This is a genomic window from Collimonas sp. NPDC087041 (genome assembly GCF_044745265.1).
GTDB lineage: Bacteria > Pseudomonadota > Gammaproteobacteria > Burkholderiales > Burkholderiaceae_D > Collimonas.
Genome location: NZ_JBIUZX010000020.1, coordinates 5366 through 26213 on the forward strand (window position 1 = coordinate 5366; position 20848 = coordinate 26213).

Here is a 20848-nt window from a genome sequence, read left to right on the forward strand (position 1 = left end):
GTTGACAGCGACGTGATGCCAGTCGAGGCCGATGTCGACAACGAAGTGACGTTACTGTTGGTTGTGCTCAGGCCAGTCGACAACGATGTGATGCCTGTCGAAGCCGAGGTCGACAACGAAGTCACGTTGTTGTTGGTTGTGCTCAGGCCGGTTGACAGCGACGTGATGCCAGTCGAGGCCGATGTCGACAACGAAGTGACGTTACTGTTGGTTGTGCTCAGGCCAGTCGACAACGATGTGATGCCAGTCGAAGCCGAAGTCGACAACGAAGTGACGTTGCTGTTGGTTGTGCTCAGGCCAGTCGACAGCGAAGTCACATTGCTGTTGGTCGTGCTCAAACCGGTTGACAGCGATGTGATACCTGTCGAAGCCGAGGTCGACAACGAAGTCACGTTGCTATTCGTCGTGCTCAAACCGGTCGACAGCGACGTGATACCTGTCGAGGCCGAAGTCGACAGCGAAGTGACGTTACTGTTGGTTGTGCTCAAGCCAGTCGACAACGAGGTGATACCTGTCGAAGCCGAGGTCGACAACGAAGTCACGTTGCTGTTGGTTGTGCTCAGGCCAGTCGACAACGATGTGATGCCAGTCGAAGCCGAAGTCGACAACGAAGTCACGTTGCTGTTGGTTGTGCTCAGGCCAGTCGACAGCGATGTGACGTTGCTATTGGTCGTACTCAGACCTGTCGACAACGAGGTGATACCTGTGGATGCCGAAGTGGACAGCGATGTCACGTTGCTATTCGTCGTGCTCAAACCGGTCGACAGCGAACTGATACCGCTCCTTGTTGTGCTCAGTCCAGTCGATGACGAGGTGGACAAAGATGAGAGTTGACTGAAATTCACCGCGTCGGTTGAATTCACACCAGCCGCCACATTTGTAAGAGTTACCGGCGCAGTAGCCCCGACTCCTCCCAACGTCACGCTGGTATGCGCTGGACTGTCATACTGGACCGAATTCGCAACTCCGCTTGACAGTGATGCGATTCCAGTGGAAGTCGATGTCGATAGCGACGTTACGTTGCTGTTCGTCGAGTTCAAGCCAGTGGACAGCGAAGTGATGCCTGTCGAAGCCGAAGTCGACAACGACGTCACGTTGCTGTTAGCCGTGCTCAGGCCAGTCGACAGCGAAGTGATACCCGTCGAAGCTGAAGTCGACAACGATGTCATGTTGCTGTTGGCCGTGCTCAAGCCAGTTGACAAGGAAGCTTCCGCAACCCGTGATGTGCTAATACCCGTCGAGGCTGAAGTCGACAACGACGTCACGTTACTGTTGGTAGTGCTCAAGCCAGTCGACAAGGAAGCTTCTGCAACCCGTGATGTGCTAATACCCGTCGAGGCCGATGTCGACAACGAAGTGACGTTGCTGTTGGCCGTGCTCAAGCCAGTCGACAGCGATGTGATACCCGTCGAAGCCGAGGTCGACAATGAGGTCACATTGCTGTTAGTGGTGCTCAGACCGGTAGACAGCGAGGTGACGTTACTATTTGTTGTGCTCAAGCCAGTGGACAGCGATGTGATACCGGTCGAAGCCGAAGTCGACAATGAAGTCACATTGCTGTTGGTTGTGCTCAGACCTGTCGACAGCGAAGTAATACCCGTCGAAGCTGAAGTCGACAACGATGTCACGTTGCTGTTGGTGGTGCTCAAACCGGTTGATGTCGAAGTCGACAGCGATGTGATGCCGGTCGAGGCCGAAGTGGACAACGATGTCACATTGCTGTTGGTTGTGCTCAGACCTGTCGACAGCGATGTGATACCCGTCGAAGCTGAAGTCGACAACGATGTCACGTTGCTGTTGGTGGTGCTCAGACCTGTCGACAGCGAAGTGATACCCGTCGAAGCTGAAGTCGACAACGATGTCACGTTGCTGTTGGTGGTGCTCAGACCGGTAGACAGCGAAGTAATGCCTGTCGAAGCTGATGTCGACAACGAAGTCAGATTGCTGCTCGTGGTGCTCAGACCGGTAGACAGCGATGTGATGCCCGTCGAGGCTGAAGTGGACAGGGACGTAACGTTGCTATTCGTTGTGCTCAAACCAGTTGACAGGGAGGCTTCCGCAACCCGTGACGTGCTAATACCGCTCGAAGTCGAAGTCGACAACGAAGTCACATTGCTGTTGGCCGTGCTCAAACCAGTCGATAGCGAAGTGATACCTGTCGAAGCTGAAGTCGACAACGACGTGACGTTGCTGTTGGTGGTGCTCAAACCGGTTGATGTCGAAGTCGACAGCGATGTGATGCCGGTCGAAGCCGAAGTGGACAACGATGTCACATTGCTGTTGGTTGTGCTCAGACCTGTCGACAGCGAAGTGATACCCGTCGAAGCTGAAGTCGACAACGATGTCACGTTGCTGTTGGTGGTGCTCAAGCCGGTTGATGTCGAAGTCGACAGCGATGTGATGCCGGTCGAAGCCGAAGTAGACAGCGAAGTGACGTTACTGTTGGCCGTGCTCAGACCAGTCGACAGCGATGTAATGCCTGTCGAAGCTGATGTCGACAACGAAGTCAGATTGCTGTTCGTGGTGCTCAGACCGGTAGACAGCGATGTGATGCCCGTCGAGGCTGAAGTGGACAGGGACGTAACGTTGCTATTCGTTGTGCTCAAACCAGTTGACAGGGAGGCTTCCGCAACCCGTGACGTGCTAATACCGCTCGAAGTCGAAGTCGACAATGAAGTCACATTGCTGTTGGTTGTGCTCAGGCCAGTAGACAGCGAAGTGATGCCGGTTGAGGCCGAGGTCGACAGCGAGGTGACGTTGCTATTCGTTGTGCTCAAGCCAGTTGACAAAGAGGCTTCCGCAACCCGTGATGTGCTAATGCCGCTCGAAGTCGAGGTCGACAACGAGGTGACGTTGCTATTGGTTGTACTTAGACCGCTCGACAGCGAAGTAATACCGCTGGACGCTGTGCTCAGGCCAGTCGACAAGGAACCCGTTACCGTCGACAATTGTGCAACATTAACAGCATCGCCCTGGTTGATGCCTGCCGCCACACCTGTGATCGTGCGGTTGCCGACGTTGACTTCCCCAGCGGAGGTCTGTGCGGCAGTCAAACCATAGGCGGTATAGCCAGTTTGGGCGCCCACAGTGGTCGCCGAGCCGTTACCCAGCGCTACGCTATTGGCATTGGATACCGTCGCCCCTGTACCAATGGCGACGCCATTGGTTACCGTCACCACCGCCGTATTGCCGATGGCGAGGGAGTTAGTAGCGGCAGCCGAAGTATTGGAATTCTGTCCGATTGCAATCGACTGCGATCCCGATGCGCTCGCGCCCCCGGATCCGGTTCCGCTACCACCACCGATGGCGACGGAAGCAGTGCCGCTGGCGCGGGTGTCGTTACCAAGGGCATAGGCGCCTACACCGCTGGCTTGGGCACCGGAACCAAATGCAGTTGAACTCCCGCCAGACGCAACCGCGTTATTGCCGATAGCGATCGCATATCCGGCAGATGCAGTGGCGCCCGTTCCGATTGCTACGGCATTGGTGCCGTTTGCCGAGGCTTGGCTTGAAGTGCTTCCGCCGATGGCGATTCCGTTGGTTCCACCACCTGTAATCGTTCCGACCCCACTCTGATTGCCGGTATAACTCGCATGCGCAGCCGGCAGCATCAACGCCGTCGCCCCCAGCACCGCTGCAGCCATCACCGCCCCCACCTTCGAGCTGCTGCGCTTGCCCCGCGCCGCCGTGTTCTCGGAGACGGCAACCCAGATGCCAAGTGCTTCGTTGTAGACGGTGCGGTAAATTTTATTCATGTTTAGCTCTATGTAAAAATTAATGCGGCTCGCGACAAGGGATCAGATAGATCGCGCAAGCGAGATCACATGGAAACGACGAATGTGGAAAACGGAAAGGCTGCGGGCGGTGATGAACTGGGTAACGACACCCCGTCATCGAGCGACTGTCGCTATGGCGTCATACCGATGGCCGACCGACCTTCGGTTGCCGCACAACGGGGCCAGCGCGACCTCTGTTGTGCGCCTGCGCCAGGCGACATGCGGGGAGTGAGCAACAACAGCCCGACGTGACTGCGTCCGCTCCGAAATTTGGCGCCAGGCCCCTTACCCGCGCCGGTCGGCTGTTCGAGCCAGACCACATGATTCGACTTGTTCATGCTCACCCTTGATATGTAGTTTTTATATTTGCAAAAAACCCTGCCAATTCGCATCAAGGGGATAGCGCGGAACTACTCGATTTTCGCGTCAGATCCTGATTCAAAAAATTAGGGATTCAAGCGTCTTGCAAGATGGCCGAATAATCTCACCATTCCTGCTTCAATTTTTTTAATTAACAATATTTAACTTTAGGTAACAATTGTTGATGCAAAGACTTCTACTTCCCGCCTCTTTCTCTGCATGACTTGCACCAAAACAGATACGTAATCTGCAATATTTCGGTTTCAGTTTTCTAGAAATCGGTGCGAGGAAACAACTTCATATGCAAAAAGAACAATGAAAACTACGCTCGATGCCTCAATTCACTATGCGAACATCCGACCGTTGCCCGGCAAAAAACAGTGAACAAGAGCTTTAAAAGTTATCATTTAAGTACATTTAATCTTTACGATTTACACGATGACGGCCTGCCCATCGCTGCGCTATGAACATCATTGGATGTCAAATGCCACCGTTTTACTAATGTGCCAAATGTTAATTTCATTTTATATTTATGTCATCTAAATAAGTTCCCGTAAGTCGCAAATAAACAACGGAAAAAATCATATATGACGAGAGAAAATTGGGGGGAAATTAAGCAGGATTGTGCAAAAAGAGGCGGAAAAATTACACATAAGAAAAATAAGTCATTGTAAACATTGACTATTTTGCGTTATTTCTTTTACTGATATCAAAATCTCACAATTGCCAAAATGAAAAATAAGTTTGTCAAAAATAACTGTTAAAAATAAATTTGTGGCTGAAAAAAACAAGTGACTCACGGCATCTATTTCCTCTTGGAAATGATAAATATGTTTCCAAAAAGAAAAACAAGTATTGCAAAGGAATTTGAAAAACGGCGATTTTACAATTGCAGACAATTCATTCAAACATTTCAAAATGGCAACTATTCGATATTGACCAATCAATGAAATGAATGACAACTATTGATTTTTGGAAGTAGCTGAGAAAAACACAGGCCTTGAGACCACACAATTTAATGACAATAAAACAATCACCAATATGACTCTGAAATCACTCCTGACAGACGGTTTCAATACCGCATTCGGCATGCATCGGCAAAGAATGCTGGAAATGTAAAATCAGCTGAGATTCTGGGGGAGATTGCTGAAAAATCGTCAATGAACAACTGTCAAATCAATTGTCAAATTTCGCACTATCGCAAACAAGAAAAAAGCCCGCGATAACCTGAGGTTATCGCGGGCTTTTTAGCCGTCTTGGCGGCAGACTTACCTTGCGTCGTCCTGGTCTTCGTCACCAGCGGCCTCAGCATCGGCTTCAGCCTGTCTTTGCGCCAGCTCTTCCTGGTAACGGGCCAGCAGTTCAGCGCGTGTCTGCGGGGTTTCCAGGCTGATGCGTCCAAGCGCCCCAGTCCGGTAATCCTGCAACAGGGTGTGAGCCGCTTTCTCCAGGTCCAGATCGCCGCCCTTGAGGCGGAATCCGCGGCGGGTGGCCACGCCTTCAATCACGCTCACGCCGTCAATCCCATCGGTCTTGAGGCCATAACGCGCCGCCAATAGCGGGGCATAGCGGATCAACAGCAAATCAGCCAGGAAAGTGGCAACCTCTTCCTCGATCAACGCATTGCTGCCGATCGCATGGCTGGCGGCCAGCATCAAGCCGTCGCTCGGATGGGCGATTTTTGGCCAGAGCATGCCGGGCGTATCGATCAACACCATGTTATTACCCAGGTACAGACGCTGCTGCACCTTGGTCACCGCCGGCTCATCGCCGACGGCCGCGACGCGGCGTTTGAGCAAGGCATTCATCAAGGTCGACTTGCCGACGTTAGGAATGCCCATGATCATCATGCGCAATGGCTTGAGCGGCGTACCGCGATGCGGCGCCAGCGCCAGGCACAAACCCGGTATCTTGGCGACATCCGACGGCTTCTTGCAACTCAGCGCTACCGCTTTCACATTTTTTTGCGCGTTGTAATAATTGATCCAGGCCTGGGTGGCGGCAGGATCGGCGAGATCACTCTTGTTGAGGATTTTCAGGCAAGGGCGCTGGCGGTGCACGCGCAATTGCTCGATCATGGGATTGCAACTGGCTTGCGGCAAACGCCCGTCGAGCACTTCGATCACAAGATCGACCTTCTCCATAGCTTCCGCCGCCTTCTTGCGGGCGGCGTTCATGTGACCGGGGAACCATTGTATGGACATGCGTTGTCTTGTCTGGCGAAAATAAACCGCTATTGTACGGACTTATTCCTGTTCCACCGCAAACCGCAACGGTAAAGACGGCCTGATGCCAGGCCGCACCCCGCCTTATTGACGCTTCCGGGGGCCGTCAGTCACTCGAGATCGGCCAACACTTTCAAATGAGCAACTACGCTGCGGCCCAGCGCCGACAGATCGTAACCGCCTTCCAGGCAGCTGACGATGCGCCCCTGCGCGTGCTGTGCAGCGACGCGCATGACCTGTCGCGTCAACCAGGCGTAATCGGCCTCGACCAACCCCATCTGCGCCATGTCGTCTTCCCGATGCGCATCGAATCCGGCCGAGACAAAAATCATTTGCGGGCGATGCGCATCCAGCGCAGGCAGCCACTTCTCTGTCGCCAGCTGGCGCACCACACTGCCGTCGCTGTAGGCCGGCACCGGAACATTGACGGCATTGCCGCCGGCCGGTTCAGCACCGCTGTACGGGTAAAACGGGTGTTGGAAGAAGCTGACCATCAGCACCCGCTGATCGTGCGCGAAGATCTCTTCGGTGCCGTTGCCGTGATGGACATCGAAATCGACTATCGCGACCCGCTCCAATCCGTGCACTTCCAGCGCATGGCGCGCAGCAATCGCGACGTTATTGAACAGGCAAAATCCCATCGACGTGGTCGACGTTGCATGGTGCCCTGGCGGGCGCACCGAGCAGAATGCATTATCGATCTCGCCCTTGATCACGGCATCCGTCGCCGCCAACGCAGCGCCCGCCGCCCGCAACGCCGCCTGCCAGCTATGGCCGTTGAGCAGGGTGTCGGCATCCAGCGGATAACAGCCGGACGTGCCGGCCAGCGCCAGGCTGTGCTCCCGGACCAACGCAATCATGGCGGCGCTATGCACCTGCGCCAGATCGCTTTCCTGTGCCAGCGGCACGCTGCGGTAATCAAGCAACTGATCGATGCGGCTGGCGATCAACTGGTCTTCGATCGCCTGCAGCCTGGATGGCGATTCCGGATGCCATGGCCCCATGTCATGCAGCTTGCAGTCGGGATGCGTATAGAAAGCAGTAGTCACTTGATTTCGCCAAAGGCCTTTCTTAAATCTATCCCGGTTTCGATACCGGATTTCATACTTGCGTCTCCTACATCCAGATAGTGTACCCAAGAAAGGAGCGATGCCACGACTATGCGCCGTTACGCCGTTGTTTCTCTTGACGGAAATCAAGCAGATTCCTAAAACTTCTCACATTTCCGAAAAGGAACTAGGTGAATTTCGGGGAAGTTTGTATGATTCTTTCTCCACAGTGCCGCACCATTCAACAGAACAACAGAAAAGCCCATGTTCGCGAAAATCCACGCAGTTGCAAACCAGGTCAACCAGGTCGTCGTCGGCAAGGACCATCAAATCCGGCAAGCGCTGGTATGCCTGCTGGCAGGCGGCCATTTGCTGATCGAGGACGTCCCAGGGGTCGGCAAGACCACCTTGGCTCACGCGCTGGCCATTTCGCTAGGGCTGCGCTTCAATCGCCTGCAATTTACGAGCGATCTGCTGCCGGCGGATGTGGTCGGGATTTCCGTGTTTGACCGCGAAAAGACCAGCTTTGTCTTTCATCAAGGCCCGGTGTTCACACAAGTGCTACTGGCCGACGAAATCAACCGGGCCACGCCGAAAACGCAATCGGCATTGCTGGAGGCCATGGAAGAACGCCAGGTCACCGCGGAAGGCATCACCCGCGACCTGCCCGATCCATTCTTCGTCATCGCCACCCAGAACCCGGCCCACCAGATCGGCACCTTTGCCTTGCCGGAATCGCAACTCGACCGTTTTCTAATGTGCCTGTCGCTCGGCTACCCTGACGCTGCCGCCGAACGCGCGCTGCTGATGGGCGAAGATCGCCGGGTCTTGCTGAAGTCGATGCCGCCGGTCATGCAGCCGGCCGAATTGATCGAAGCCCGGCTGGCACTGAAGCAAATTCATACCTCCAGCAAACTGATCGATTACGTACAGGCTCTGGCGCATGCATCGCGCCAGAACGGCATGTTTGCCGAAGGCATGAGCCCACGGGCAGCGATTGCATTGCTGCAGGCTGCCCGCGCCTGGGCCGCGCTGGAAGGCCGCAACCATGTGATTCCGGAAGATGTCCAGGCGGTGCTGGTGCCGGTCACCGCGCACCGCCTGCGTCCGCTCAAATCGCATACCGGCAGCGCCCTTGGCGGCCGCGACCTGGTGCTGCAGTTGATGAAGTCGGTCGCGGTTTAAGGCGCTGCGCATTACTGCCCCGTCCCTGCCCTCGTCATGTTGAACTCGCTCCGCAAAAAAATCCGGCATTGGCTGAACAAGTCATTGTTTCAGCTGCGCGAAGCTGAACCGGGGGAGGTATTCCTGACCCAGCGCCGCGTGTTCATCGTGCCGAGCCGGCCCGGCCTGGCATTTGCCGTGACCCTGGTGCTGCTGTTCCTGGCATCCATCAATTACAACCTCAGTCTCGGCTTTGCGTTGACCTTTCTGCTGGCAGCATGCGCAGTCATCGACATGCACCTGACCTTTCGCAACCTGGCTTATCTGCATCTGTCCGCCGGCAAGGTGGCGCCTGTGTTTTCCGGTGAAGACGCACTGTTCGAGCTGCATGTGATCAATCGCCGCAAGCATCCTCGCTATGCAATTTGGCTGGGCTTCATTGGCCGCGGCTTGCCGGCGCTGGAACAGCCGCTGGATATTGCCGCCCATGCCGCCAGCAACGTGACGCTGGCCGTGACCACCAGCGAACGCGGCTGGCGCCCGGCTCCCAGGATTCGTCTGCAAACCCGCTTCCCGCTTGGTCTGTTGCGGGCCTGGAGCTACTGGCAACCGGATTGCCGGGCGTTGGTCTACCCGCAACCGGAATCGTCGGCATCGGTACCGCCGCTGCCGCTGGCGCCAATGGAAAGAAGCGACGGCAACGGCTCGGCGGGCCACCAGGATTTCGCCGGTATCCGCGCCTATCAGTCCGGCGATTCGCTCAAGCACTTTGCCTGGCGCCAGATCGCCAGGCTGGATACGGATGACGACGCCAAACTGATCGTCAAACAATTCGAGGGCGGCGCGGTGAGTGATCTGCTGATCGATTACGTCTCCCTGCCCTACGGCATGGACATCGAAGCCAAGCTGTCGCGCATGACGCGCTGGATCCTGGAAGCGGAAGCGCGCCAATTGCCCTACGCGTTCCGTCTCGGCGCCACGCATTACGAAGCCGCGCTCGGCCCGGCCCATCGGCAAGCGTGCCTGCGCGCGCTGGCACTGTATGAAGGTGCGCTATGACGACGCCGGTCCAGCAGCTCAAATCCGAGTTGGAAAGCACACAGATTTTCCGCAGCTCCAGCGCTTACATGCACAACCTGCCGCGCGACAAGAGCGACACCTTGCTGCTGCTTGGCGCCTGCGTCATGGTGCTGTTGCCGCATTTTCTGCACCTGTCGTGGTGGACCTCGGCAATCTGCAGCGGCTTGCTGCTGTGGCGCGCCGCGATCACCATGCGCGGCCAGCGCCTGCCGCCGATGTGGCTGCTGCTACCGCTTGCGGTGTTGTCCATGGGCGGCGTCTATCTCGATTTCCGCACCCTGCTCGGCCGCGATGCCGGAGTCGCGATGCTGGTGTTGCTGCTGACCTTCAAGCTACTGGAGATGCGCGCCCGGCGCGATCTGTTCGTGGTGCTGCTGCTGAGTTTTTTCCTGCTGCTCACGACATTTTTTTATTCGCAATCGCTGCCGTCGCTGTTGTGGATGATCGCCACGCTGGTGCTGATCCTGACGACGCAACTGTCGTTCCAGTACACGGGCAAACAGCCGCCGCTCAAGCAGCGCCTGCGCCTGGGCGGCATGATACTGGCGATGGCACTGCCGTTGACGCTGATCCTGTTCCTGCTGTTTCCGCGGATTCAAGGGCCTTTGTGGGGATTGCCGGGCGACGCCCACGGCGGCCGCACCGGCTTGTCGGACAGCATGGCGCCGGGGAATATCTCGCAGCTCGCCATGTCCGATGACATCGCTTTCCGCGTCAGATTCCTCGATCCGCAACCAGCTCCCGCCAAGCTGTACTGGCGCGGCGTAGTGCTGACGCATTTTGATGGCAGGACCTGGACCCCGGGCGTGACGAGTCGCGCGACTACCAATGACGAAGCTGTCGCCACACCGAATGCGGCGACATCCGTTCGCCAGCAAATCACGATGGAACCCAACGGCCAGCGCTGGCTGTTTGCCCTCGAAACCCCGCAAGCGCCGCCGGCGCTCGAAGGCATCTCGACCCGCATCACTCCAGAACACCAGATTCGCGCAGCCCGTGTCATCGGCGAGCGGATTCGTTACGATGTCGTTTCAAACCTGGCGCCAGCGGTATCAGAGCGCATCGATCCAGGCGATTTGCAGCAAGCGCTGGCCTTACCGCAAAACTACAATCCGCGCACCAGGGAGTTTGCCGCCAGCCTGCGCGCGAAAGCCGCCGACGACCGGGCTCTGGTCGACGCCGTATTGCATTTCTTCCGTAATGAAAACTTCAGCTATACGCTGGAGCCGCCACTGCTCGGCCGCGATAGCGTCGACGATTTCCTGTTTTCCAGCCGCGCCGGATTTTGCGAACACTACTCCAGTTCCTTCGTCTTCCTGATGCGCGCCGCCGGCATTCCGGCACGGGTGGTCACCGGTTATCAGGGCGGCGAAACCAACCCGGTCGACAACATGATGACCGTGCGCCAATCCGACGCCCATGCCTGGGCCGAAGTCTGGCTGCCGCCACATGGCTGGGTACGCGTTGATCCCACCGCAGCGGTCGCACCGAGCAGGATTGAAACCCAGCTCAGCAACGTGCTGCCGCATTCCTTCTTCGGCGGCCTGCTCGGACCGACGCTCGGCAAAAGCAATTGGTGGTCGGCATTGACCAACGCTGCATCGATCGCGCGCGCCAATTGGGAGGCACTGGGCAACGGCTGGAATCAATGGGTGCTCAACTACACGCCGGCGCGCCAGCAAGACTTCCTGCGCTGGCTCGGCTTGGGCGAGTTCGACTGGCGCAGCCTGACGATCCTGATGCTGGCCATCGGCGCAGTAGCGGCCGGCACTGTCACGCTGCCGCTGCTACTGGCGCGAAACAAGGCCAACCCACTCGATACGGTATACTCGGCGCTATGCGCGCAGATGGCTCGACGCGGCATCCCACGGCACAAGCACGAGGGGCCGCGAACTTACGAACACCGCCTGTGCGCCAGCGACTCACCGCTGTCGCCGACAGCAAAGCTTGCGGTACAGCGCTTCATGAGTTTGTACGAAACCCTGCGTTATGGTGCTGATTTCAGCGCTGATGACGGCAAGGACACAATTCCGCCAGCGCCTTTGATGGCAAAACTAAAATTACTGCTCTCCCAATGTCGATGAAATCTTCCGTAGGCCTCCATAAAATCGTCCAGCTATGCGCCATCGCAGCGGCGATCTCGATCAGCCCCAACTTGCAGGCGCAAAGTAGTACAAGCAAAACAAGCAACACCAACAACACCAGCAGCAAGTCGCCATCGGCAAAAATGCGCAAAGCCAGCAGCACCGCCGACGATGGCGAGTTCGCCAACTTCGCCGAATGGAAAGATGTCTCGGCCTTCATCGATCAAATGGTCGAGAAAAATGGTTTCGACAGAGATGAGCTGGTCGCGACGTTCAACAAGATCCGCTATGTAGACAGTGCGATCCAGCTGATGAAGCCGGCGCCGGCAAGCAAACCCAAGAACTGGGCAGCCTACCGCGCGCGCTTTGTCGAGCCGGTGCGGATCCAGGCGGGCGTGGAATTCTGGAATACCTATGCCGACGCATTGAAGCGGGCAGAGGCGCAATACGGCGTACCGGCTGAAATCATCGTCGGCATCGTCGGCGTTGAAACCGTGTACGGCCGCAATGTCGGCAATTTCCGCGTGATGGATGCGATCACTACGCTGGCATTCGACTATCCGAACACGCCGACGCGCGATGCCCGCATGGCTTACTTCCGCGGCGAGCTCGAAAACACGCTGCTGTTTGCACGGGAATCAGGCATCGATCCATTCAGCTTGCTCGGTTCGTATGCCGGCGCCATCGGCTGGGCGCAATTCATGCCAAGCAGTATTCGCCAATACGGCGTTGATTTTGACGGCAACGGCAAGATCGATCTGCGCAACTCGCCGATCGATGCGATCGGCAGCATTGCCCATTATCTGGCGGAGCATGGCTGGAAAACCGGCATGCCGATCGTATTCCCGGCGACATTGTCGACCGACACCAGCGTCGAAAACCGCTGGCAGGCATTTATCGGACAAGGGCTGGAGGCGAAATATTCGCTCGACGACCTGATGGCCGCCGGTGTCGTGCCGGGCGTGGTGCCGCCAGCCGACATGCGTTTCGGCCTGATCGATTTGCAAAACGGCCAGAACCCTACCGAATATTGGCTGGGCACAGATAACTTCTTCGCCATCACCCAATACAACCGCAGCTTCTTCTACGCCATGTCGGTGGTCGATCTGGGACGCGCAGTACGCGTCGCGCGCGGGCAGCAATGATGGCTTGAAAATTTCTGAAGCCGTCGTTTCGGATATTTTTAAGCGCTAAGCGTTGCTAACGCTGAGCTCAACTTCGACCGTCTCGTCATTGGCGGTCAGCCAGATCTGTCCATCCTGGATCGTGCACTGCAGCTGCATATTGCGTTGCGCGAACCGGGTCAATGCCTCGCTACTGGCTGCGGCAATATTGATCACCGTCAGGTTGCGCGCACGCGCTACCTTGCTGCTGATCTGGTTCCACCATATGTGACTGGTGCTGCTATAGCTGTACACCACCACCTGCGCAGCGCGGCCGCAGGCTTTCAGGATGCGCTTTTCATCCGGTTGCCCGACTTCTATCCATAGGTCAATGGCGCCAGTCAGGTCCTTGGCCCAAACATCCGGTTCCTCGGCATCCGACAAACCCTTGCCGAAAACCAACGCCGCCGATGCATGGCGGGCAAATGCCAACAGGCGTACCATCATGCGCTCGTCGGTTTCAGACGGATGACGGGCAATCGTCAACGCATGTTCCTGGTAATAATGACGATCCATATCGGCAATTTGCAGATCGGCTTTGAAAATAGTTGCTTTAAGGGCCATAACGCCTATTGTTATATATAAATGGATCAAACCCGGTGTGACGCACTCACGGGATCGGAAGAATAACCCGATTTCTTTAAATGAGAGAACATATATGGCCTCGGGGCCGCTTCGGCGATGCTCCCAGGGCGACGGGCCAGATTTCCATACTTATCAAAATTGCTTGCAAATAGATCACAAATTCAAAAATGAAAACCGCAACATCATCAGACCAGGAAGTATTTTCCAGCGAAGTAATCGCTCACACGAAGCTGTGGCTGGAACGCGCCGTCATCGGGCTCAATTTATGCCCGTTTGCCAAGGCCGTATTTATCAAGAACCAGATTCGCTACGTTGTCAGCAGCGCCCAAACGCCGGAAGAATTGCTGGCTGACCTGGTCCGCGAGCTCAACTACCTGCAGGAAGCGGATCCTGAGAAAACCGATACGACCCTGTTGATCCATCCCGATGCATTACGAGACTTCCTCGATTACAACGATTTTCTGGATGTTGCCGATGCCGCAATTGAAGAACTGGATCTGGAAGGAGAGCTGCAGGTAGCCAGTTTCCATCCAGACTACCAATTCGCGGACGCCGGATTCGACGACATCAGCAACTATACCAACCGTTCACCTTATCCGACGTTGCACCTGCTGCGCGAAGCCAGTGTCGAACGCGCGGTCGATGCATTTCCAGAGGCATCGGAAATATTCAATAAAAATATGCAAACCTTGAATCGGCTGGGATTAGAAGGTTGGAGGAGAACGCTGCAGGAAGGCCAAGGCTAAGGACCATGGCAGGAGAATTGCTAGAAGCATTGACGCCAAGCATCAAGCGTATTTTATTGGTACAATAGCAACTAGATTATGTTGTAAAACTGATTTTCCTTGTGTTTTTTACGGAAAGTTACTAAATAGTAATAGACATCGTAATAAGAAAATTTTAAATTGAGCATGTGCAACTTATTTGTATATTTGGTCACTAAACAAAGGTTACCTTGCTTTCTGCCTATCTAATGTGCAATACGCTGTGCGATATAATTAGCAGTACCGTTGGTCCCACGAAGAAAGGAATTGGGAGTTTCTTTGTGGAAATAATGCTTAAAAAGAGTATAAAATAAGGCAATTTGTAATTTAGCCAATAAAACAGGAAGGTGCACTCCGTAATAGCTCTTTATGTATTACGTAATCACTCTCTATATATCAACTAGGATAACGGAATTAATTGATTATGACTATCAACACTACCCCAGAAGCACCTACCAGCAACAAGCTCGATGAGCAGGTGACTTACGACCCGAATCATCTGCTTGATTCCTTGATCGACAAGTTGCATTTGAAAAATGATGCGGCCCTGTCACGCTCACTCGAAGTTGCGCCTCCGGTCATCAGCAAAATCCGCCATCGCCGCCTGCCGGTTGGCGCATCGTTGCTGATCCGTATGCACGAAGTAAGCGACCTGACTATTCGTGAATTGCGTGCCCTGATGGGTGATCGCCGCGAAAAATTCCGTATCAGCGACAAGCAGTTCAAGCCAAAAGACAAGATCGAAGCCGAAAAGCTGAAGTAATCAACATGTCGGCTATATCCCTGCCCTATCGTGGCATGCTCCACAGAGCATACTGCTTTAGGCAGGGAAGACGCCTGTAGACAAGTACCGGTCGCCACGATCGCACACGACGAAAACAATCGTCGCGTTTTCTACTTGCTGTGAAATCCTGAGCGCCACTTCGCACGCGCCCGCAGCTGAAATACCGCAGAAAATCCCCTCTTCGCTCGCCAGTCTTCGCGCCATGTGCTCGGACGCCGCCTGGCTCACCGACTCAATCTGGTCCACTCGCGCGTTGTCATAAATTTTCGGCAGATAGGCTTCCGGCCATTTCCTGATACCTGGAATTTGCGAACCCTCTTCCGGTTGCGCGCCGATGATGCGGATCTCTGGATTCTGCTCCTTCAGGTAGCTGGACACGCCCATGATGGTGCCGGTAGTTCCCATTGCGCTCACAAAATGGGTAATACGTCCCTCGGTGTCGCGCCAGATTTCAGGCCCGGTCGTTTCATAGTGCGCCAGCGGATTGTCGGGATTGGCAAACTGGTCGAGAATCAGGCCCTCGCCATCCTTCTGCATTTTCTCTGCCAGGTCGCGCGCATACTCCATGCCGCCAGTCTTGGGCGTCAGAATGATCTTGGCGCCGTATGCCGCCATGCTTTGGCGCCGTTCCTCGCTCAGGTTTTCCGGCATCAGCAGCACCATCTTGTAGCCGCGCATCGCCGCCACCATCGCCAATGCAATCCCCGTGTTGCCGCTGGTCGCCTCGATCAGCGTATCGCCAGGCTTGATCTGGCCGCGCATTTCAGCATGCTTGATCATCGACAGCGCAGGCCGGTCTTTGACCGATCCGGCCGGATTATTGCCTTCCATCTTGCCCAGGATAATATTGTTCCGCTGCGCGGCATCACTGCCGGGAATGCGCTTCAGCTGCACCAGAGGGGTATTGCCGATTGTGTCTTCGATAGTCAGATAAGGCATAGTTTGATCAAGCGTCTCGTGCAAAAAGCCCATTTTAATATGAGACCTTGCTACGCGTATCGAAGCCGGGAAATCCTGGTGAAAGAATGCACAGCAAGCCATGAATTGGCCACAAAAATGGAAAAAGCCTCGGGGATGCACCACGAGGCTATGTATGAATGCAAAATGTGTCGGCCAGGAGCCTGAAGACATGACCCAAAACCGCTTACTTCAGCAACTTACTTCACCTTTGCCACCGGCTTGGGCGGGGAAGTTGCCACGAGCGCGTTACTCTTCGGATTGCTCTTTACATTATTTTTATTGGGCTCGACAACGCCCTTTGCCTTGCCGTTCACCAATAACCCGGCCTGCGACAACTGGGAAGCGCTCTTTTCACCGATACCTGGGACCCGATTTTCAAAATCGGCCCAATCCTTGAAATTGCCGCCTTTGCCGCGCTCATCGATAATGCGCTTGGCTTTGGCCGGACCGATCCCCTTGATATTGGTCAGGGCGGCGAGATCGCCCTTGTTGACATCTGCCTGGGCCAACGCCAGGCTCGCCGAGGCCATCAATGCGCAAAATACCAGCAGTAATCTTGTAAGCATGTCGAACTTCTCCCGTTGAAATGATGACGATTTAGTATAGCCATCAAGACAGAAGAAGTTGCCATTTACACCACAAACAAGAATCTGCTTAGCCGAGCAACTCCTCGCGACTGACCGTCGCCGTACCCAGCTTGCCAACCACGATGCCGCCGGCACGATTGGCCAGGGCGACCGCATCGGCAATCGGCAATCCCGCGCCAAGCATGACCGCCAGCGTGGCAATCACGGTATCGCCGGCGCCGGAGACGTCATATACCTCGCGCGCCATGGCCGGGAAATGCGTAATTTCCTGCGCTGTGTACAAGCTCATCCCCTCTTCCGAACGGGTCAGCAACAGCGCCTCCAGTTGCAGCGACTCGCGCAATTTTTGCGCCTTCTCGGTCAGTTCGGCTTCGCTTTTCCAGCTGCCGACAATACGGATCATTTCCGACTTGTTCGGCGTCAGCACCGAAGCGCCGACGTAGCGCGAGAAATCGTCGCCTTTCGGATCCACCAGAATGCATTTGCCTGCCTGCTTGGCGGCGGCAATCATGTCCGCGACATTCACCAGGCTGCCCTTGGCGTAGTCGGACAGTACGATCACCTGGTATTCCGGGAGCAATGTGTTGAAGCGAGTCAGCTTGTCGCGCAACACGGCGTCGGTCGGCGCTTCTTCGAAATCGATGCGCAGCAATTGCTGTTGGCGGCCAATTACGCGCAATTTGATGATGGTCGAGATGGATGGATCCCTGGTGAGGAAACTATTGACGCCCATTTCCTCCAGCATGCCGTCTACGGTGTCGCCGGCCTCATCCTGGCCCACTACCCCCAGCAGGCCCGCTGCACCGCCCAGCGTGGCGATATTGCGCGCCACGTTGGCGGCGCCGCCCAACCGCTCTTCGCGCTTTTCGATCCGCACCACCGGCACCGGCGCCTCTGGAGAAATGCGGCTGACATCGCCAAACCAGTAACGGTCCAGCATGACATCGCCGACCACGAGGATCCGTACATTGTCGAAGGATGCGGGAATCTTGAAGGATTGTGTATTCATGCTGTTTACTCGCGCGCCAGGACGGAACGGCCGATGCCGTAATACTCAAAACCGATGTCGCGCATGACTTGCGGTTCATACAGGTTGCGACCGTCGAACACGATCGGCGCCTTGAGGCTGGCCTTGACCTGGTCAAAATCCGGGCTACGGAAGGTTTTCCATTCCGTGACAATAATCAGCGCATCGGCATCCTGCAGCGCATCGGCCTGGTTGTCGCAGAAGCGGATCCGCTGCAATGCGCCGCGATCATCCGCAAAATCCAGTTCCAGCACGCGTTGCGCCTCAGCCATCGCAACCGGATCGTGCACCGCCACAGTGGCGCCGCGGTCGATCAACTCACGCAGCAGTACCCGTGAAGACGCCTCGCGCATATCGTCGGTGTTCGGCTTGAACGCCAGCCCCCACAGTGCGAAGTGCTTGCCTTTCAGATCCGGGCCGAAGCGCTCGACAATCTTTTGGCCAAGCACATGCTTCTGATGATTATTGACCTGCTCGACGGCGCGCAAAATCAGCAGTTCCTGGCCGTAATCGCGTGCGGTGCGCTCCAGCGCTTGCACATCCTTGGGGAAACAGGAGCCGCCGTAGCCGCAACCGGCGTACAGGAAGCTGTAGCCGATGCGCGGATCGGAGCCGATGCCATGGCGCACGGCTTCGATGTCGGCGCCCACTTTGTCGGCCAGGTTGGCCAGTTCGTTCATGAATGAAATACGCGTGGCCAGCATGGCGTTCGCCGCATATTTGGTGAATTCGGCGGAACGCACATCCATCCAGTAGGTGCGTTCGTGGTTGCGATTGAACGGCAGGTACAACTGCTTCATCAGCGCATGCGCCTGCTGCCCTTGCGGGCTGTCGTCGCAGCCGATGACGATGCGGTCAGGCCGCATGAAATCCTCGACCGCCGCGCCTTCTTTCAGGAACTCGGGATTGGAGACCACGGAAAACTGGATCGGTGCGCCGCTCAAATTGCGCGCATCCAGCTCGGCCTGGATCGCCGCACCGACCTTGTCGGCGGTACCAACCGGCACTGTCGACTTATCGACGATCACCTTGAAACCGGTCATGTATTTGCCGATGTTGGCGGCAGCCGCCAGGACATATTGCAGGTCGGCGGAACCGTCTTCATCCGGCGGCGTACCGACCGCGATGAACTGAATCTGGCCATGCGCCACGCTGGCTGCGATGTCGGTCGAGAAATGCAGGCGTCCGGCGGCGCGGTTGCGACTGACGATTTCCGCCAGGCCCGGCTCATGAATCGGAATGCCGCCGCTGTTGAGCATGGCAATCTTGCGTTGATCAAGGTCCAGGCAAAATACATCGTTGCCCAATTCGGCCAGGCAAGCGCCTGTAACCAAACCAACATAACCGGTGCCGATAATAGTAATTTTCATGTTATTCCGTGTTGCCGTTTTTCTGTGCAATTCAACCGATTGTAGGGCGGACACATCGTGCCCACCCTGCCGTAAATTAATTCATTACGTTCAATTCTTCTGTCCGGCGCGGCGGATAGGTTTCCCAGCGGCTGCAACCCGGGCATTGCCAATAAAACTGGCGCGCCTTGAAGCCGCAATGGCTGCACTGATAGCGCGCCAGTTTCTGCGTGTATCCGTGCACCAGGTTCTTGACCACGGAAAGCTCGGAGTGCATTTCCGGCGTGATCTTCATCAACCGCGCCTCCAGCAGCTTATCCAGTCCCAGCAGGGTCGGTGTACGGCGCAATTCGTCGCTCACCAGCTGATTGGTCGCATCAACGCCATCAAGCTCAAGGACGGCCTTGAATACCACTTCCAGCAAATCGATTGAAGACGCCTCGGCCAGATATGAGCGCAGCAGGTTGACGCCTTCATGCGGCCGGCCGACGGCACGGTAGCCATCCATCAGGCGTTGCGCCACCAGCGCCACGTGTAGCACGCTTTGCTGCTCGACCCGGCGCCAGACTTGCAGGGCCGCCTCAACGTCGCCCTTGGCCAGATGAACATCACCCAGCAGGATGGTGGCGCGTACGCTGTTGCGGTCGTTGCTCAATGCCTTTTCGAGCAGGGACATCGCATCTTCGGGATGACCGTCGACCAGCTCATCCTGCGCCAGCTCGCAATAGAACTGGGCGATTTCCTTTTGCCGTCCGCCAGCGCCCGATTGCTGCAAGGCCTGCGCCGCCTCGATGGCGCGCAACCATTCCTTTTCGCGCTGATAGATTTCCAGCAGTGCGCGGCCAGCCTGGGCGCCATACTGGGTACCGGCCAGCAGGTTGAAGCTTTCTTCGGCGCGATCCAGCAAACCGGCCTTCAGGTAATCCTGGCCCAATTCGTATTGCGCATGCATGCGGTGCTCTTGCGCCAGATCCGGGCGCGCCAGCAAATTCTGGTGGACCCGGATCGCGCGCTCTGTTTCACCACGGCGGCGGAACAGATTGCCGAGCGCGAAATGCAGCTCTGCGGTTTCCGGATCGAGTTTGACGATTTCGATGAAGGCGTCAATCGCCTTATCGGGCTGCTCGTTAAGCAGGAAATTCAAGCCCTTGAAATACCCTTTGGGCAAGCTGCGTGATTCGGATACCAATTGATTGATATCGACCCGTGCGGCGATCCAGCCTAATCCAAAAAAGACCGGGATACCGAGTAACCACCAAATTTCAAATTCCATACGGGCTTGTGATGTGCTTTATGCGTGACGTGAATCAGCTGGGGATGCCTGCCAATCAAACCCTGGAGTCACCGCTCGTGGCGGTAACCCTGCGAGTTCAATACCTGGCGGCATTATATATTCTTGATGCTGTCCGGTTGCGGCGCTTGTGTTTGTGCCAGACGCTGAGCCTCTTGCTCTTTTTGCATGGTGGTCAGGGCCTTCTTGTTTTTCGATGCATTGCGGCGGTGACGGAATACCGACGGCGCCATCGCCAATACGCCGAGAATCGCGCCAAAGACGAAGAAACCAAGCAGGAACAACACCAACGGTCCTGTCATCGTCAGGCCAGGGAAAAACTGCAGTTCAACATTGCTTTTGTTTTGCAAAGCGAAACCGAAAAACACGATAAACAGCAAGATCGAGAGAATTCGGGAAATAATTTTCATGATGCGCTTTCTGTGATTAAGTAAAAATTGCTTAGCCGCGACAAATTGATCGCCTACCTCGAATCATATTTGCAGTTCGCAGGCGTTATTATTATTGCCTTTTTTGCAAATTTACAACCAACATACCAACAATATTAACTTTAAATGAAGCGAAATTGTACGTGAAAAAAAACGGCATCCGAAGATGCCG

The 20848-nt window shown here is 55.8% G+C and carries 15 protein-coding genes and 1 pseudogene; 6 read left to right on the forward strand and 10 right to left on the reverse strand.

Annotation, left to right across the window (positions count from 1 at the left end; translation table 11 throughout):
- The 3 genes and pseudogenes from ACIPF8_RS23695 to ACIPF8_RS23705 form a co-directional block, all read right to left on the reverse strand.
- Window positions 1-3707: pseudogene (locus tag ACIPF8_RS23695) on the reverse strand (beta strand repeat-containing protein); the annotation flags it as partial.
- 1697 nt (window positions 3708-5404) lie between these two features.
- Window positions 5405-6340 (reverse strand): ribosome biogenesis GTPase YlqF, encoded by a 936-nt coding sequence (ylqF, locus tag ACIPF8_RS23700; protein ID WP_400426094.1) that lies wholly within the window; start codon window positions 6338-6340, stop codon window positions 5405-5407.
- A gap of 131 nt (window positions 6341-6471) precedes the next feature.
- Window positions 6472-7410, reverse strand: a complete 939-nt coding sequence (locus ACIPF8_RS23705) for a histone deacetylase family protein (RefSeq protein ID WP_400426096.1) — start codon at window positions 7408-7410, stop codon at window positions 6472-6474.
- Between the two features lie 264 nt (window positions 7411-7674).
- Here ACIPF8_RS23705 and ACIPF8_RS23710 point away from each other — a divergent pair, with 264 nt between their 5' ends.
- Genes ACIPF8_RS23710 through mltB form a run of 4 tightly spaced genes read left to right on the forward strand, consistent with a single transcriptional unit; the run spans window position 7675 to window position 12883 of the window.
- The gene (locus ACIPF8_RS23710; protein WP_400426098.1) at window positions 7675-8595 is read left to right on the forward strand and encodes an AAA family ATPase; all 921 of its coding nucleotides are present in this window, start codon (window positions 7675-7677) and stop codon (window positions 8593-8595) included.
- Between the two features lie 36 nt (window positions 8596-8631).
- The gene (locus ACIPF8_RS23715) at window positions 8632-9633 is read left to right on the forward strand and encodes a DUF58 domain-containing protein (protein ID WP_400426100.1); all 1002 of its coding nucleotides are present in this window, start codon (window positions 8632-8634) and stop codon (window positions 9631-9633) included.
- A complete protein-coding gene (locus ACIPF8_RS23720; RefSeq protein WP_400426102.1) occupies window positions 9630-11738 on the forward strand; it encodes a DUF3488 and DUF4129 domain-containing transglutaminase family protein in 2109 nt (702 codons plus the stop codon). The genes ACIPF8_RS23715 and ACIPF8_RS23720 overlap by 4 nt, the downstream gene beginning before the upstream one ends.
- Window positions 11729-12883, forward strand: coding sequence for a lytic murein transglycosylase B (mltB, locus tag ACIPF8_RS23725; RefSeq protein ID WP_400426104.1), 1155 nt, complete (start codon window positions 11729-11731; stop codon window positions 12881-12883). The genes ACIPF8_RS23720 and mltB overlap by 10 nt, the downstream gene beginning before the upstream one ends.
- Before the next feature lie 45 nt (window positions 12884-12928).
- On the opposite strand, the gene ACIPF8_RS23730 is transcribed toward mltB, so the two are convergent.
- Window positions 12929-13465, reverse strand: a complete 537-nt coding sequence (locus ACIPF8_RS23730) for a YaeQ family protein (RefSeq protein WP_400426106.1) — start codon at window positions 13463-13465, stop codon at window positions 12929-12931.
- Between the two features lie 188 nt (window positions 13466-13653).
- Here ACIPF8_RS23730 and ACIPF8_RS23735 point away from each other — a divergent pair, with 188 nt between their 5' ends.
- Together ACIPF8_RS23735 and ACIPF8_RS23740 are read left to right on the forward strand one after the other, a co-directional pair.
- Entirely contained in the window at window positions 13654-14232 is a 579-nt protein-coding gene (locus ACIPF8_RS23735; RefSeq protein WP_400426108.1) for a DUF1415 domain-containing protein, read from the forward strand.
- Between the two features lie 442 nt (window positions 14233-14674).
- Window positions 14675-15013 carry a hypothetical protein gene (locus ACIPF8_RS23740; RefSeq protein WP_400426110.1) on the forward strand — a complete coding sequence of 113 codons (339 nt, stop codon included), beginning with the start codon at window positions 14675-14677 and terminating at the stop codon, window positions 15011-15013.
- A gap of 57 nt (window positions 15014-15070) precedes the next feature.
- Here the strand turns inward: ACIPF8_RS23740 and cysM are convergent, their stop codons facing one another.
- From cysM to ACIPF8_RS23770, 6 genes are all read right to left on the reverse strand, one after another.
- Entirely contained in the window at window positions 15071-15973 is a 903-nt protein-coding gene (cysM, locus tag ACIPF8_RS23745) for a cysteine synthase CysM (RefSeq protein ID WP_400426112.1), read from the reverse strand.
- A gap of 218 nt (window positions 15974-16191) precedes the next feature.
- Window positions 16192-16560: a ComEA family DNA-binding protein gene (locus ACIPF8_RS23750; RefSeq protein ID WP_400426114.1), complete on the reverse strand. Its 369-nt coding sequence runs from the start codon at window positions 16558-16560 to the stop codon at window positions 16192-16194.
- Between the two features lie 88 nt (window positions 16561-16648).
- A complete protein-coding gene (rfaE1, locus tag ACIPF8_RS23755) occupies window positions 16649-17590 on the reverse strand; it encodes a D-glycero-beta-D-manno-heptose-7-phosphate kinase (RefSeq protein ID WP_400426116.1) in 942 nt (313 codons plus the stop codon).
- A 5-nt stretch (window positions 17591-17595) separates the two neighbouring features.
- Window positions 17596-18978 carry a UDP-glucose dehydrogenase family protein gene (locus tag ACIPF8_RS23760; protein WP_400426118.1) on the reverse strand — a complete coding sequence of 461 codons (1383 nt, stop codon included), beginning with the start codon at window positions 18976-18978 and terminating at the stop codon, window positions 17596-17598.
- A gap of 76 nt (window positions 18979-19054) precedes the next feature.
- Window positions 19055-20230 carry a lipopolysaccharide assembly protein LapB gene (lapB, locus tag ACIPF8_RS23765; RefSeq protein ID WP_400426120.1) on the reverse strand — a complete coding sequence of 392 codons (1176 nt, stop codon included), beginning with the start codon at window positions 20228-20230 and terminating at the stop codon, window positions 19055-19057.
- Between the two features lie 113 nt (window positions 20231-20343).
- Window positions 20344-20658, reverse strand: a complete 315-nt coding sequence (locus ACIPF8_RS23770; RefSeq protein ID WP_061534470.1) for a lipopolysaccharide assembly LapA domain-containing protein — start codon at window positions 20656-20658, stop codon at window positions 20344-20346.
- Between the last annotated feature and the right edge of the window lie 190 nt (window positions 20659-20848).

Excerpts from the sequence above, each read along its gene's own strand:
- ylqF (WP_400426094.1), bottom strand. The coding sequence starts at position 6,340 with ATGTCCATACAATGGTTCCCCGGTCACATGAACGCCGCCCGCAAGAAG.
- ACIPF8_RS23710 (WP_400426098.1), top strand. The coding sequence starts at position 7,675 with ATGTTCGCGAAAATCCACGCAGTTGCAAACCAGGTCAACCAGGTCGTC.
- ACIPF8_RS23715 (WP_400426100.1), top strand. The coding sequence starts at position 8,632 with ATGTTGAACTCGCTCCGCAAAAAAATCCGGCATTGGCTGAACAAGTCA.
- ACIPF8_RS23720 (WP_400426102.1), top strand. The coding sequence starts at position 9,630 with ATGACGACGCCGGTCCAGCAGCTCAAATCCGAGTTGGAAAGCACACAG.
- mltB (WP_400426104.1), top strand. The coding sequence starts at position 11,729 with ATGTCGATGAAATCTTCCGTAGGCCTCCATAAAATCGTCCAGCTATGC.
- ACIPF8_RS23730 (WP_400426106.1), bottom strand. The coding sequence starts at position 13,465 with ATGGCCCTTAAAGCAACTATTTTCAAAGCCGATCTGCAAATTGCCGAT.
- ACIPF8_RS23735 (WP_400426108.1), top strand. The coding sequence starts at position 13,654 with ATGAAAACCGCAACATCATCAGACCAGGAAGTATTTTCCAGCGAAGTA.
- ACIPF8_RS23740 (WP_400426110.1), top strand. The coding sequence starts at position 14,675 with ATGACTATCAACACTACCCCAGAAGCACCTACCAGCAACAAGCTCGAT.
- cysM (WP_400426112.1), bottom strand. The coding sequence starts at position 15,973 with ATGCCTTATCTGACTATCGAAGACACAATCGGCAATACCCCTCTGGTG.
- ACIPF8_RS23750 (WP_400426114.1), bottom strand. The coding sequence starts at position 16,560 with ATGCTTACAAGATTACTGCTGGTATTTTGCGCATTGATGGCCTCGGCG.
- rfaE1 (WP_400426116.1), bottom strand. The coding sequence starts at position 17,590 with ATGAATACACAATCCTTCAAGATTCCCGCATCCTTCGACAATGTACGG.
- ACIPF8_RS23760 (WP_400426118.1), bottom strand. The coding sequence starts at position 18,978 with ATGAAAATTACTATTATCGGCACCGGTTATGTTGGTTTGGTTACAGGC.
- lapB (WP_400426120.1), bottom strand. The coding sequence starts at position 20,230 with ATGGAATTTGAAATTTGGTGGTTACTCGGTATCCCGGTCTTTTTTGGA.
- ACIPF8_RS23770 (WP_061534470.1), bottom strand. The coding sequence starts at position 20,658 with ATGAAAATTATTTCCCGAATTCTCTCGATCTTGCTGTTTATCGTGTTT.